General features: G+C 50.8%; 9 protein-coding genes. 5 read left to right on the forward strand and 4 right to left on the reverse strand.

The window, feature by feature from the left end; all coding sequences use genetic code 11:
- The first annotated feature begins 91 nt into the window (after positions 1 to 91).
- From IT527_RS04875 to IT527_RS04890, 4 genes are all read left to right on the forward strand, one after another.
- Positions 92 to 736 carry a hypothetical protein gene (locus tag IT527_RS04875; protein ID WP_292967261.1) on the forward strand — a complete coding sequence of 215 codons (645 nt, stop codon included), beginning with the start codon at positions 92 to 94 and terminating at the stop codon, positions 734 to 736.
- A gap of 414 nt (positions 737 to 1150) precedes the next feature.
- Entirely contained in the window at positions 1151 to 2455 is a 1305-nt protein-coding gene (locus IT527_RS04880) for a TolC family protein (protein ID WP_363278051.1), read from the forward strand.
- A 9-nt stretch (positions 2456 to 2464) separates the two neighbouring features.
- Positions 2465 to 3628 carry an efflux RND transporter periplasmic adaptor subunit gene (locus tag IT527_RS04885; RefSeq protein WP_292967262.1) on the forward strand — a complete coding sequence of 388 codons (1164 nt, stop codon included), beginning with the start codon at positions 2465 to 2467 and terminating at the stop codon, positions 3626 to 3628.
- 2 nt (positions 3629 to 3630) lie between these two features.
- Positions 3631 to 6735 carry a CusA/CzcA family heavy metal efflux RND transporter gene (locus IT527_RS04890; RefSeq protein WP_292967263.1) on the forward strand — a complete coding sequence of 1035 codons (3105 nt, stop codon included), beginning with the start codon at positions 3631 to 3633 and terminating at the stop codon, positions 6733 to 6735.
- Here IT527_RS04890 and IT527_RS04895 read toward each other — a convergent pair.
- The 4 genes from IT527_RS04895 to IT527_RS04910 all read right to left on the reverse strand — a co-directional run bounded on the left by IT527_RS04895 (position 6721) and on the right by IT527_RS04910 (position 13102).
- Positions 6721 to 8616 carry an ABC transporter ATP-binding protein gene (locus IT527_RS04895; RefSeq protein ID WP_292967264.1) on the reverse strand — a complete coding sequence of 632 codons (1896 nt, stop codon included), beginning with the start codon at positions 8614 to 8616 and terminating at the stop codon, positions 6721 to 6723. The two genes, IT527_RS04890 and IT527_RS04895, sit on opposite strands and share 15 nt — an antisense overlap.
- 105 nt (positions 8617 to 8721) lie before the next feature.
- The gene (gene prsK / locus IT527_RS04900) at positions 8722 to 10779 is read right to left on the reverse strand and encodes an XrtA/PEP-CTERM system histidine kinase PrsK (RefSeq protein ID WP_292967265.1); all 2058 of its coding nucleotides are present in this window, start codon (positions 10777 to 10779) and stop codon (positions 8722 to 8724) included.
- A 37-nt stretch (positions 10780 to 10816) separates the two neighbouring features.
- Positions 10817 to 12214 carry a TIGR03013 family XrtA/PEP-CTERM system glycosyltransferase gene (locus tag IT527_RS04905; RefSeq protein WP_292967266.1) on the reverse strand — a complete coding sequence of 466 codons (1398 nt, stop codon included), beginning with the start codon at positions 12212 to 12214 and terminating at the stop codon, positions 10817 to 10819.
- A 105-nt stretch (positions 12215 to 12319) separates the two neighbouring features.
- Entirely contained in the window at positions 12320 to 13102 is a 783-nt protein-coding gene (locus tag IT527_RS04910; protein WP_292967267.1) for a serine protease, read from the reverse strand.
- Between the two features lie 301 nt (positions 13103 to 13403).
- Here IT527_RS04910 and IT527_RS04915 point away from each other — a divergent pair, with 301 nt between their 5' ends.
- Positions 13404 to 14789 (forward strand): L-serine ammonia-lyase, encoded by a 1386-nt coding sequence (locus tag IT527_RS04915; RefSeq protein WP_292967268.1) that lies wholly within the window; start codon positions 13404 to 13406, stop codon positions 14787 to 14789.
- Positions 14790 to 14791 lie beyond the last annotated feature (2 nt).

Genomic DNA, 14791 nt, shown 5'->3' on the forward strand with positions numbered 1-14791 from the left:
TTTTCCCGGGAGTCTACTCCCTATTCCATTGGATTGCGATGTCGTGCGGTGACGAAAAATCAATTCAGGTGCTGTTCAGTTAGGAGAAGGCATGATTCGCAGGAAAGCTGTTCGCTTCAATATAGTGCTGCCGGTTTTACTGGCAGCAATTTTGTTTGTCCCGTTTGTCATGAATTTTCTCGGACATGCCTGGTTCGGACAGAAACACTTTCCGCCATTAACGATGATGAAATTGCCCGCAAACAGCTCAATAATCAGCCTGCCTCAAGAAGTCAGGCAATACAGCCCCTTCGAGATCAGGTTGCGATTGAATACCAAAGAGCTGGCGCAGCGTATCAACGATATTGTTAAGAAATCTCTGCCAGGAACAGAACCGCAGGGTATTTATGGCGAAGTTTTTCCCGAAATGCGTGCCGGTATAGCGGGTGATGATGTGTTTTCGATTGACCCGCCTGAACCGCAGATACAGCTTGTTGACAGCCGGGGTGAGACAGACTGGTCATGGATCGTGACACCTGAAAAAACAGGGCGTTACAAGCTGTTGCTCAAACTGTATCTGCAGACATCGGAGACGGTGCGAGAGCAGCCGCAGGCTGTGGATCTGGCCGTGATCCAGTTATTTGTACAAAAAAATCCTGATGCATGGATACGTACTTACGGTATCGGGTATGCGGCACTCATTCTGCTGGTAGCAGGATGGTGGTGGAAAAAACGTCTGGCAAAGAAGCAGGAATAATTGAAAAAACGTAATTCCAGGGATTTTCTGAAAGATACTGGCGAGGCGGCTTGCGTCAGGAAAAAAACGGGTAAAAACAGATGACACAGGTAAAGCGCAGCGAATAACCATGGGGCTGATCCGCGGATGCATAGAGTGGATTGCTATAGGGACGATTCTTGCGCCGAGTAAAAACACGGTTTACCGATCGTAAATATGTGTTTTTAGACTGTGTTTAACGTAGTGATGGCAATACAAGTCGTTTTTCAGAGAATCCGTAAGATCATTTGTCAATTTGCATCTGTCATCAGTCGTTGATTTTTCCTGGCAGGTTTTATCCGGGGAGTTGGCGCATTCATTTGATATTCCAGACTGTCTGCATAAATAGTTGTCGCGGTGCAGCTCTCATAATTTAGTCCGCATGGTTCAATCCTTATGACTCAGCTCATGAATCATGAACACAGTTTTTTATCTCTTCTTTGTATGCAGAAAATTGTTTTCTGGAGTTTCCTGGCCGGTATTGCTTTATTCGCAGGGGTAAATGATTCGCTTCAGGCAGCAGAAGGTGGATATCGTGTTACTGATATTCAGCGTATAGGCTTGCAAGCCAATGGCCTGTTGCGGGCCGCCCGTTCACAGGTGGATATTGCCAGCGCGGAAGTCATCAGTGCATCAGCTTTTCCCAACCCTGAAGTCACTTTTATGGCGGGGCCTGACAGCCGTCGTCTGCCTGAGAGTGAAACCGGACCTTCTTCCATGCAGCGACAGGTGACAGTCAGCCAGTCGCTGGAGAACCCGTTTGTACGACGTGCCCGCATCGGTGCGGCAGAGGCGGGTGTTGAAGCCAGTCGTGCCAATCTGGAACAGGCACGTGCGGATTTGGCGGCACAGATTCGAGTCAGTGTCTACGAATTCTTGCTGCGGCGCGATCTGGCAATGATGGAATCAGACATTCATGGCTTGATGGGAGAAATTCAGCGCCGTATCAGGCTGAGTGTTGAATCAGGTGAAACAGCCCGCTTTGAATTGATCCGTGCCGATACCGAAGTGATGACAGCAGCCAGCAGGAAAGAAGCGGCATTCCTTAATACAGAACGGGCCCGGGTTGCTTTACTGAAACTGACTGCAGGAGCGTTGCCTGCTGAATTTAACGTGACCGCCTCACTCGGTGATCCGGTTGATCTGCCTTCACTGGAGGCGTTACGTGCCGAGTTGAAGGCAGCCAATCCGGAAATTCTCCGTTTGGAGGCAGAACAGAACCGTGCACGTTTGCGGATTGATCAGGAACGTGCTTCCGTACTGCCATCAGTAGATGTTTTATACAGCAATTTTCAGGATAAACAATTTACATCGAATACCGCCGGTTTAAGTGTGCGGATTCCACTTTTCTACCAGCGGCGGGGTGAAGTCGATGCTGCGGTTTCAGATGCAGCCAGAGTACGTGAAACACTCGATTATCGGCGCTATGAGATTGATCGGTTGCTGGAATCTGCCTGGCAGGCGATGGAGATTGCGCGGCGCAGAGTGGAAATGTTTGAAGGCGGTATCGTCAAGGAAGCAGAAGCGGCGCTGCGTGTGGCAGAAGCGGCCTTCCGGCTGGGTGAAAGAGGATTCATTGAAGTGCTGGATACCCAGCGGGTGTTACGCAATACGCGCTCGGAATTATTGCAGGCCCAGTTCGAGTTACAGTCGGCAGCAGCGGAGATAGACCGGCTGCGGGCACATTATCCAAAGGAGTAGCGTTTCCCAATGCATTTTCCGATAAAAATTACCGTTATTTTTCTGATACTTGTCACCTTCCTGGCTGCAGGTTGCGGGAAAGAAACAGAGCAAAAACCGGCGGAAAGCCACGTCAAGGCAGAAACGGATGATGCCGGTACGATTTTTCTCCGGCCGGATTTACGTAAACGGATTAAAACCGGCAAGCCGTTTTATACCGATATTGCGGAAAAGCTGACGGTTCCCGGGCAGATCAAGGTAAATGAACTGAAGCTCGTTCAGGTTGGAGCAAGTTTTACCGGGCGGATTGTCGAGATTTATGCACATCTGGGGGACAGTGTTTCCACCGGTACCAGACTGGCACGGATCTCAAGCCCGGAACTGACCCAGGCACAACTGGCCTATCTGCGAGCCAATTCACTGGCTGTACTGGCGCAGCGCGCGGCCATGCGTGCGAAACAATTATTTAAAGAGGATGTTATCAGTGCGGCCGAGCTGCAGCGTCGGGAATCGGAGTTACAGGTGTCAAATGCCGAACTCAGTGCTGCCAAAGACCACCTGCGTTTGCTGGGGATAGATAATAAAGCGGTGCAGGATCTGACTAAACACGGACAAATCCTGCCTTCCGTAGTAATTACCGCGCCACGCAGCGGTACGGTAATTACGCGCAATGTTGCACTGGGACAAGTGGTACAGCCGTCAGATCAGTTATTTACACTGGCTGATTTATCAGTACTGTGGGTAGTGGGCGACGTGCCTGAACACGCAGCACATTTTGTCAAACAGGGTCAGCATGTCGAGGTGCGAGTACCCGCACTGGGGGATGCGAGTTTTGATGGAACCATCATTTTTGTATCCGATATTGTGAATCCGCTGACCCGGACTGTGACTGTACGCACGGAGGTAGACAATCCGGAACGCAGGCTGCGGCCCGATATGCTGACTACGGTACATATTGATGAACATGCGCGTGAACGCCTGGTCGTTCCGGAAGGGGCCGTGGTACGTGAGAATAACGAAGATCACGTATTTGTCGCTCGGAAAGATGGTGGGTTTACGTTAACTCCGGTCAGGCTGGAGGAAGCAATCAATCGGATGAGGCCCGTTGTGGAAGGGCTGATACCGGATCAGCAGATTATCGTGGAAGGTGCTTTTCACCTGAATAACGAGCGTAAGCGCAAAGATCTGGAATAGCCATGATTATTTCTCTGGTACGCGCCATACTGGCGCAGCGGCTGGTAGTAGTCGTACTGGCGCTGATTCTGATGGGGTTTGGTTTGTATGCCGCGCAGCGTTTGTCGGTCGATGCCTTTCCGGATGTCACTAATGTGCAGGTACAGATTGCAACGGAAGCGATTGGCCGCAGTCCGGAAGAGATAGAGCGGCTGGTGACAGTTCCGCTGGAAATTGCCATGACCGGGATGCCCGGGCTGGAGGAAATGCGCTCGCTGAACAAGAGCGGTCTGTCCATTATCACGCTGGTATTCACTGATGAAACTGATGTTTATTTTGCCCGGCAACTGGTGATGGAGCGGCTGCTGGAAGTGGCCAGCAAAATGCCGCCCGGAATCATCCCGCGTTTGGGCCCGGTTTCCACAGGGCTGGGTGAGGTTTATCAGTACACAATTGACCACCCCGATGATGGTGAGCGGGCACTGACCGTTGAAGAGTTGACTGAGCGACGCATTGTGCAGGACTGGGTGGTACGGCCGATGTTGCGGTCAATTCCCGGGGTGGCGGAAATCAATTCACAGGGCGGGTATGTCAGGCAATACCATGTACTGACAGATCCCAACAAGCTGCGCCATTATCATCTGACGCTTGAGCAGGTTGAAAAGGCGATTGCGGAAAATAATGCCAACGCCAGTGGCGGAATCCTGCCAACCGGCAGTGAACAGTATCTCGTCAAGGGAGTCGGGCTGATCCGCAAGCTGCAGGATATCGGCAATATCGTTCTGTCAGAAGAACGTGGTGTACCCGTGTTTGTGCGGGACGTTGCTGAAGTGAAACCGGGTACGGAGGTTCGGGCAGGAGCCGTCATCAAGGGAGGGTATACCGAATCGGCTTCCGGTATTGTGCTGATGGTCAGGGGCGGTAATGCCAAGGAAATTGTGGAGCGCGTCAAGGCAAAGGTAGCCGAGATTAATGAGCAGAAGCTGCTGCCCGGCGGGCTGCAGATTGTCCCGTATTACGATCGTACCGATCTGGTCGATGCCGCATTGTGGACAGTCAGCAAGGTGCTGATGGAAGGTATCTTTCTGGTCATCGTCGTGCTGTTTATTTTTCTGGGGGATGTGCGCTCCAGTCTGATAGTGGTGGCGACACTGGTGGTTACGCCTTTACTGACCTTTATGGTAATGAACCATCAGGGCATTTCCGCCAATCTGATGTCATTAGGCGGGCTTGCGATCGCCATTGGACTGATGGTCGATTCAACCGTGGTAGTGGTGGAAAATGTCTTTCACCATCTTGGGCAGGGCAGTAATTCGCAGGAATCGCGTGCACGCACCATTGTTGAAGCAGTGGGCGAGGTGGGGACACCTGTCATTTTCGGGATCGGCATCATCATTCTGGTTTTCCTGCCATTGATGACACTGCAGGGCATGGAAGGCAAGCTGTTCAGCCCGCTGGCTTTCACGATTGCGATTGCACTGGCAATTTCTCTGATGGTTTCGCTGACATTATCACCGGTGTTGTGTGCCTATATTCTGAAAGGGGGAGCGGATCACGATACTCCGATTATCGCCAGGATGAGAGCAGCTTACCGTTCGCTGCTCAATAACGCACTGCAGAGCAAGAAACTGACTGTCACGATCGCCTTGGGTTTCCTGTTTCTGTCTTTTGCATTATTTCCATTGCTGGGGAAATCATTTATTCCGACTTTAAAAGAAGGTGCGCTGACACCGCAAATTAACCGGGTGGCTTCGATATCGCTGGATGAGGCGATTGCGATGGAAATGGAAGCGATGAAGGCGGTATCGAAGGTACCAGGTGTAAAAAGTGTAGTCTCCAAACTGGGGCGGGGAGAATCTCCCGCTGACCCGGCCGGGCAGAATGAATCCGATCCGATGGTGACGCTGGATCCGGAATCCGGCCGTACCCAGGACGATGTGGATGACGATATCCGTAAATTGCTGGAAGTTCTGCCGGGCGTCAATATCGTTTTGTCACAGCCGATTGCCGAAAGAGTGGATGAGATGGTGACCGGGGTGCGCTCCGAGATTGCCGTAAAAATTTTCGGGGATGATCTGGACAGATTACGCTCGCTGTCAGAGCAGATTGCGCGCATTCTGCGCAGTGTGCCGGGTGCGCGGGATATCCGCATAGAGCGGCTGTCCGGCCAGCAATCACTCACCATTGACATTGATCGCAACGCTATTGCACGTAATGGTATCAATGTTGCTGATGTGCATGAGCTGATCGAGACCGCTGTTGGTGGCCGGGAGGTAACCAGTCTGTATGAAGGTGAGCGGCGTTTTGCCATCGTAGTCCGTTTTCCGCAACATTTTCGCGACAGTATCGAGAGTATTCGTAACCTGCCACTGCGGGCGCCAGATGGCGCAACTGTACCTTTGTATACCGTTGCCAATGTCAGCATCGTTGACGGGCCTGCACAGATATCACGTGAAAGTGCCAAGCGCCGCGTGGTTGTCGGCTCGAATGTTGAAGGCCGTGATCTGGGTGGATTTGTGGCGGAAGTGCAGGAACGGATTGCCAGTGAGGTAAAACTGCCAGACGGCTATTTCTTTGAATGGGGCGGGCAGTTCGAGAATATGGAGCGCGCCATGAGCACCCTTTCGATCATCGTTCCAGTAACTGTTCTTGCAATTTTCTTTCTGCTGTTCCTGCTGTTCAATTCAATTAAGCTGGCTGCCCTGATCATTCTGGTACTGCCGTTTGCATCAATAGGGGGCGTGTTCGGCCTGTTTATCACTGGTGAATATCTGTCAGTGCCTGCTTCAGTGGGTTTTATTGCATTATGGGGGATTGCGGTATTGAACGGAGTGGTGCTGATTTCCTGTATCCGCAAACTACGCGATGAAGGTGCCAGTGTCAGAGATGCTGTCATCAAAGGATGTGAACAGCGGTTTCGCCCGGTCCTGATGACAGCGACAGTTGCCATGCTTGGGCTGGTTCCATTCCTGTTTGCCACCGGTCCGGGATCAGAAGTGCAGCGGCCGCTTGCCATTGTGGTGATCGGCGGGTTGATTACCTCCACATTATTAACACTGGTGGTATTGCCGGTACTGTACCGGCGGTTTGATCAGCCGTCCGTCACCCGGCAGTCAGTTTCGCTCTGAGGGTGCATCATTGGCCGGCTGGCAGATTTCATCCCGATTGATATGACCTAAAAAGCCGCCGGACTGATGATTCCATAATCTGGCGTAAAGTCCATTATGCGCGAGTAATTCCGTATGGGGTCCCTGTTCGGCGATACGCCCGTTGTCCAGGACAATCAGCCGATCCATCGCGGCAATGGTGGAGAGGCGATGAGCAATGGCGATGACGGTTTTGTTCTGCATCAGCTCATGCAGGCTTTGCTGGATACTGGCCTCGATATCGGAATCCAGTGCAGACGTTGCTTCATCCAGAATCAGGATAGGGGCATCCTTGAGCAAGACTCGAGCGATGGCGATACGCTGACGCTGCCCGCCTGACAGATTGACACCGCGTTCTCCCACCATGGCATCATAGCCTCTGCGGCCGTGACTATCAGCCAGTTCCTGAATAAATTCATGCGCATGTGCCCGCTGTGCGGCCAGTATGACTTCGTCTTCGGTGGCATCGGGTCTGCCGAACAGGATGTTCTCCCGAATGGAACGGTGCAGCAGTGAGGTATCCTGGGTAACGATGGCGATGCTGGCACGCAGGCTTTCCTGTGTTACAGCGCGGATATCCTGCTGATCGATCTGGATATTGCCCTGTTGAATATCATAAAAACGCAGCAGTAAGTGAATCAGGGTCGATTTCCCGGCTCCGGAAGGCCCGACAATGCCTACTTTTTCGCCGGCGCTGATATGCAGATCCAGTGCGTCGAAAATCCGGTGATCCTCATTTTTAACGTTATTGTGGTAGGAAAATTCAACCCGATTGTAGTCTATTGCCCCCTTTGTGACGGTGAGTGGTATGGCGTCAGGGGAATCTGTTATCGCATGTGGTCTGGCCAGCATGTTCATGCCATCCTGTACGATACCGATATTTTCGAACAATTCTCCCACTTCCAGCATGATCCAGTGAGACATTCCGGTCAGACGGATGGCGAGACTGAGTGCAATGGCGATTGCACCCGTGCTGATACTGCCGTCAAGCCACAGCAGGATGCCAAGTGTGCCGATTGCGAAAACGGACAGCATGTTATTGATCCAGACACAGGTATTCAGCCATGTCACCAGGCGCATTTGTGGATAAACAGTATCCAGGAACGCTTGCATGCCATCCTGGGCATAACCGGATTCTCGCCGGGTGTGAGAAAAGAGTTTGAGGGTGAGGATGTTGGCGTAGCTGTCCACGATGCGTCCGGTCATGTCGGAACGGGTATCTGCCTGGATCTTGGAAATATGCCTGAGTTTGGGGATGAAATGACGCAGGATGCACAAATACACGACCAGCCAGATCAGCAGCGGGATGCAAAGGCGCAAATCCGCATGGGCAATCAGCAGTAATGCTGTGGCCAGATAGACAGTGACAAACAGCAGCACATCCAGTGTTTTGATGATTGATTCACGTACAGCCAGTGCTGTTTGCATAACTTTGGTCGCAATGCGCCCGCTGAACTCGTTCTGAAAAAAAGCATAACTTTGATCAAGCAGGTAGCGGTGAGCCAGCCAGCGAACGACCATGGGAAAATTTCCCATCAGGGTCTGATACAGAATGGCTGAATGAAAGAACACGATTATCGGCATCAGTACCAGAATAAAAAGCGATAACCCGATCAGAGTCAGTTTTTCTTCCTGCAGGAATGCTTGCGGGTTTTTCTCAGCCAGCCAGTCCACCACCGTTCCCAGTACACCGAACAGCATGGCTTCGCCCACTGCCACACAAAAGGTGGCGATTGCCAGCAAAATAAAATAGCGCTCTGCACCTTTCATGTAATGACGGCAGAACGGGTAGAGCTCGGCAGGTGGTTCGGTCAGTTTGCCGGACGGGAAAGGATTGATCAGATGTTCGAAGTAGTGGAGCATAAAATCAGCTTTCAGAAAAAGCGGGTAACGGGTAAATACCGGACCAACCTCATGATGGTGAGCACCAGAATCTGGACGATCGTATTTTCAGGAATATCTGGCAGGTTACGGAGGAGGTACTGATGGCAGCGTGACTGTAAAAATCGTTCCTTGAGCGACTTTGCTGGACACATGCAATTTTCCGCCGATTTCTTCAACGTATTCTCTGCTCTCGAATACACCAATGCCCATACCTGCTGTTTTGGTTGATTCGAAAGGAGTAAACAGTTTTTCACGGATGAATTGTTCACTCATGCCATGTCCGCTATCTTCAATTTCAACGACTGCTTGTCCGGATTGCTGTTTGAGCCGTACTGTAACATGTCCCTCTTTGGGGGTTGCTTCGATTGCATTTTGTATCAGATGGCCGAGAACACGCTCCAGCCGTGACGGATCGGCCAGTATCTGTTGCCCGGGATTAATAATATCAAGTATCGGTTGGGGTTCATGGAAGGATTTGCTTGCAATGATCTGCTGCAGCACCTCATCAAGTGACAGGGAATTTTTTGTATCATGCATGCTGCCGCTGCTGAGTTTCTCAAGCATGCGTTTCATTTTGTTGATGGATAACGCTACGGTATCCAGCATATCCTGCTGGAATTCAGGGTTATTCTTGTGTTTTTCCGCATTGGCGAGCAGCAGCGAAAGCTGGGCAATCAGATTTTTGATGTCATGCACAATGAATGTGGACATGCGATTGAAGGATTCAAACTGCCGAGCTGTAGATAGTGCCTGTGCCGCTTCATGCTGTGCCAGATAACTGGCTGCCTGTCTGCCGGCCACTTTCAGTAAATCTCTGACTTCCCAATTGAATTCGACCGTACTCCTGGGCTCGGTCAGTACAACAAACCCCGACAGTTCTCCATGCAAGAGCAGCGGCACTACCCAGCGCGCCTTGGGAATGGCAGGCAGCCAGTCCGGCAGTACCATTGCTGCATATTGCTGTGATTTGGAATCGTGCTGGTATAGATCAATTACCCAGGATGTTTCCAGCATGAACTGGCAAAAGGGGCTGTCAATTGCCACGGAAGCATCAACAGGCTGAATATTCCAGCGGGCAATCGGCAGATAGGCCTGATACTGTTCTGATTTGAACCAAACTGCACCGGCCGGGCTTTCGACGAGCTGTGCGAGAGATTTGATTACCCTGACCCGTAATTCCGTTTCTTCTTCGGATAGTGTGCGCGTAAAGCGCAGCCATTCTTCTCGGTAATCATAGTTATAGCTAAAAAAATGTTTGCTGATGAATACTTTTAACCAGGAACGTGTTGTTCCGGAAAACAGCACGACGATCAAAAGGATAATCGCGCCAAACAGGAAAATCAGCTGAAATATTGTGCCCCAGGTACCCCCAGAGAACCGGAGGTAATAACCTGCCGCAGCCATCAATAATAAATAAATGGCTGCACCAAACAGTGCAGAGGAATAAAACAGGATTCGGCGTGACACTGCAATACCTACTGTCCATTTGGGATTGCGTGCAGCTGAAAGGGCGATCATAGGAACGATAAGTGTATTGATCCAGCCACGCGCTGCCCAAATATCAGCGCTGATTTTTCTGAACAGGAGGGCATCACTGTACAGGTAAAAATCGAAGACAAACAGACTGCCGATCCCCAGGCAGATAAACTTGATTCCCCAACGTTGCTCTTGCGGCGTATTCCGGTAGTACTGTTCTACCAGAATCATCCCGATAATGGCCATTGTTACCCAGGTGAGAAATTCGTAGGAAGGGGTTAACCGGTTCGGGCTGATATCAATCTGGCTAAAGAAAATTACCTGAATCAGGTTAATCAGATAGAACAGAATAATGGCAGCAACTGCTGGCCTGATTCTGAGCGGGGGTTGATCAGTTTCTCCGGGTTGTCCGGATTGAAAAGGGCCCAGCAGGGTAATCAGGAAAGCGGTAAGAGTGGCGTTGCGCAGTAATTCCAGTATCTGAACCAGCAGGGGAGATGAGTAGTCCAGATAGGCCAGCCCGGCAATGGTGGCTGCCCATACTGAGGATACAAGGCAGGCTGCTGCCAGCAGTAACCCGTAGAGGCGGCCTCGCCAGCTGGTGATCAGCAGTATCGACAGAAAGAAAAAGACAACCGCTGCTGTCGCGTAGCCAAGGGTTGCCATGGCAATTAGTACCGGGGAAGCAGGTGACAGCCTGGATTCATCGGCTGCCTTTGCGCAGCAGGACGACACCGACCGTGTCGATCAGGATAATGAAATCAAGGAACAGGCTGTGGTTCTTGACGTAGTACAGATCATACTGAAGTTTCTCAATGGCATCTTCTATTGAGGCGCCATAGGGATAACGAACTTGAGCCCAGCCGGTGATACCGGGTTTAATGCTGTGCCGCATGCTGTAATACGGAACCTGTGCACTCAGCATATCAACAAAATGAGGGCGTTCGGGACGTGGGCCGACGAAACTCATTTCTCCTTTGAGCACATTAAAGATCTGCGGTATTTCATCGATTCTCAATTTGCGGATGATTTTTCCCACCCGTGTGGAGCGGGGGTCATCAGCACTGGCCCATTGGGGTTTTCCAGCCTTTTCCGCGTCCTTGAACATGCTGCGGAATTTGATAACCATATACGGTTTCCCGGCATATCCCACTCTTTCCTGCCGGTAAAACAGAGGCAGCCCATCTTCAAGCAGGATCAGCAGTGCGGTCAGCAGCATGACAGGCAATGTCACGAGCAGCAACACCAGACTGGCGACAATATCGAATATTCGTTTAACCGCTGTTCTTAGGGATCCCTGGTTAAAGCCGCTGCCAAATACCAGCCAGCTGGGATAGAGTGCATCCATCCGTAAATGGCCGCTTTCCTGTTCATAAAAACCGACGAGATCCATGACTTTGATCCCGCTGATCCGGCATTCCAGCAGTTCCTGTATTGGAAAGGTGCCGCCCCGTCTTTCCTGTGTGGTGACAATGATTTCACTGACATCATGCTGATTGGCCAGAGAAAGCAGGGAGCCGGTTTTGGGAATAATTTTATCTGCCGGGACACATCGGTTTTCTTTATCAAATGGTACGAATCCAACTATTTTCAAATTGGAAAGTGTGGAATTGTTATCGGTCAGATCAAGCAATTCCCTGGTATTTTCACCGACTCCCAATACAAGTACGCGGGGACGCAAGCTGTCCAGCCCGGACCATCTGAAGAAAAGCAGCCGGATTATCAGTATCAGTGACAAGGCCAGCAGCATGGCAATGGCCAGCAGTCCGCGGCCGAAATAAAGATCCGGAAACAGATAAAAAATCAGTGTAATGAAACCAAAACCCAGTGCCAGGGAGGGGAGGAGTCTCAACAGGATACTTTCAAAATCCTGTCTGCCTGCCAGTTGGTACATACCCAGCGCTGCCATACTGGCAATAACGACGATAGTAAAGGTAATGGCCCCGGGTAACTGTTCAAGCAGTGCTTCGGTTGAGGGAGTGCCCCACTGCATAAACCGGATAGTTGCTCCGGCAAAAAAAATACCAAGCAGGACGGAGGCTTCGATACAGGCAAGCAACACCGAGAATCTGGAAATGTAATGATTAGATACCCGAATCACGGCACGCTCCAGTGTAAGGGGTGCATAAACAGAGCTGGCAAGCTAATAAAAAGCACAAATGGTGAAAGCTGCCAAATTATCTCACCATCATAAAGTAATCGGGAGTTAATTTTGATGGTTCAGTAAATCAGTGATGTAATTTCCCGGAATAGCGTAGCTGATACCACTGGGGTCGCTCAGTATCGATTCTTTCTTGCCTTTAATGAAGACCATATTGACTACACCGTAAACTTCACCTGTATCCGGATCATATAACGGACTTCCGCTGTTGCCCGGGTAGGCTGTGCCGTCAAGCTGAAATACTTTATAGGCGGATTGCTGCAGCTCACGAATTTTGGTTGCATCAAGCTGCCTGACGTTTTGTGCCGGGAGGATGACGGGAGTAATGGATGAGATGGTAGCGCGATGGGTTACCGGGTAGAAGCCGAGTACCATCCCGATCGGGAAACCGGTAAATGCCATGGATTTCCCTTCTTTAATTCTTCTGGCGTCTCCCAGCTTCATCACAGGCAGCGCAGTTCCTTCGAAGCGTAACAGGGCAAGATCATGCACTTTATCCAGCGCTACGATGCTGGCATTTCTTAATTCGGGTTTATCACCCCTGCCGGTCATGATGATCAGGGTGTCTTTTTTACCGGCACCACTGGAAAAATCAGCGATTACGTGGGTATTGGTTATAGCATGCAGCCCGTCTTCGATCACAAACCCGGTACCCAGGAAGTTAACAGGAGGGGAACGTAATTTCTGGAAAGTCCCGATTCCAACAATTGCCGGCTTGATCCGCTCAACTGTTTCCACGAGATCGGCCTGGCAGAACGGGGAGTGAAAAAACACCAGGCAGGCAAGGAAGAAGCGTATAACAAACAATATAGGTAGTAGGTTGGGCATCTGTCAGAAATAAAGTCGATTGGGTTATCTGTGATTATTCGTGCAGCACATGGTTTAGATTGTGTCTGTTGTGCAGTCGGCGTTTACGTCCATAATTTTTACCGCAGGAAGATGGCATGCTTTATGGGGTTATCATTTGTTGCACCTGAACGACAAGATTAGATCATAGCCGGTTTATGCCGGTCAAATTTATGACTGCCCCGGTAAATCTTGCTTAATCTGCTATACAATTCCCGAAATGGCAGCAATCTGTAAAACAGGCATGACTCTTAACCATCCATAACCCGGCAAGACTTATTTCATGTTTATCAGCGTACTTGATCTGTTCAAAATTGGTATCGGCCCTTCCAGTTCTCACACCATGGGACCCATGGCGGCAGCAAATGTTTTTCGTGATCATGTGGATCAGCTGATTTCACAGACATCGGGTGATCTTGACTACCGTGTTTATTGTGTGCTTAAGGGTTCGCTGGCATTTACCGGCAGAGGGCATGCCACTGACAGGGCGGTCACTCTGGGGCTGCATGGCTATAGTCCCGCATCACTTGCCGGGCAGGATGTTAATGCACTGACAGCAACACTCTGGGCTACCGGTAAATTGGAACTGGCAAGCGGGAGATGCGTTGGGTTTAATCCCGAGGATGATATTGTTTTCGATAAATCAGACCCTCTGCCACAGCATCCCAACGGGATGATTTTTTATCTGCTGGATGAAGAGGGAAAGAAAATTCTGTCCGAAACTTTTTTTTCCATCGGGGGCGGGTTTATCTGCACACTGGCAGAAATCAACCAGTTGAATGCCCCGCTCAAGATTGAATCCGCCGGAGCGTATCCTTATCCGTTTGATTCTGCAGGCAGTATGCTTGAAATGTCTCGGCAGAGCAGACTGACCGTTGCTGAAATGAAGCGTGCCAACGAGCTGACCAGAATGTCAGCACTGGAACTGGAACAGGGGCTGGACAATATCTGGCAAGCCATGTGTCACTGTGTTGAGCAGGGGTTGGCAGCAGAAGGCCGTCTTCCGGGCGGGTTAAATATACGCAGACGTGCAAAAGATTTATTTGGGCAGCTGCAGACACACCCGGAGAAGGCCACACTAAACGATTGGTTATGTACTTATGCGATGGCGGTAAATGAAGAAAATGCTGCCGGGCACATGGTTGTCACAGCACCGACTAACGGCGCAGCGGGGGTTATTCCGGCAGTTATTTACTATCTGCTTAAGCACGAAGGCGGTACTGAGCAGCAGGTACGGGATTTTTTACTGGCTGCAGCAGCTGTCGGAGGGCTGATCAAACACCTCAGCTCTATCTCTGGTGCGGAAGTGGGGTGTCAGGGAGAAGTGGGCTCGGCAGCAGCGATGGCTGCTGCCGGCCTTTGTGCTGTACGGGGCGGCACTACAGAGCAAATTGAGAATGCAGCTGAAATTGCACTGGAGCATCATCTGGGTATGACCTGTGACCCGGTAGGCGGATTGGTTCAGGTACCCTGTATCGAACGTAACGGCTTTGGTGCAATCAAGGCACACACGGCTGCAGCACTTGCCTGTCGCGGTACTGGCGAGCATTTCATCCCGCTGGATAACTGTATTAATGCGATGAAGCAGACAGGCCTGGAAATGTCGCATAAATATAAGGAAACTTCACTGGGTGGCCTGGCTGTCAGTGTCAGCATTACCGAATGCTGAGG

It is taken from the genome of Nitrosomonas sp. (genome assembly GCF_020852615.1).
Lineage (GTDB): Bacteria > Pseudomonadota > Gammaproteobacteria > Burkholderiales > Nitrosomonadaceae > Nitrosomonas.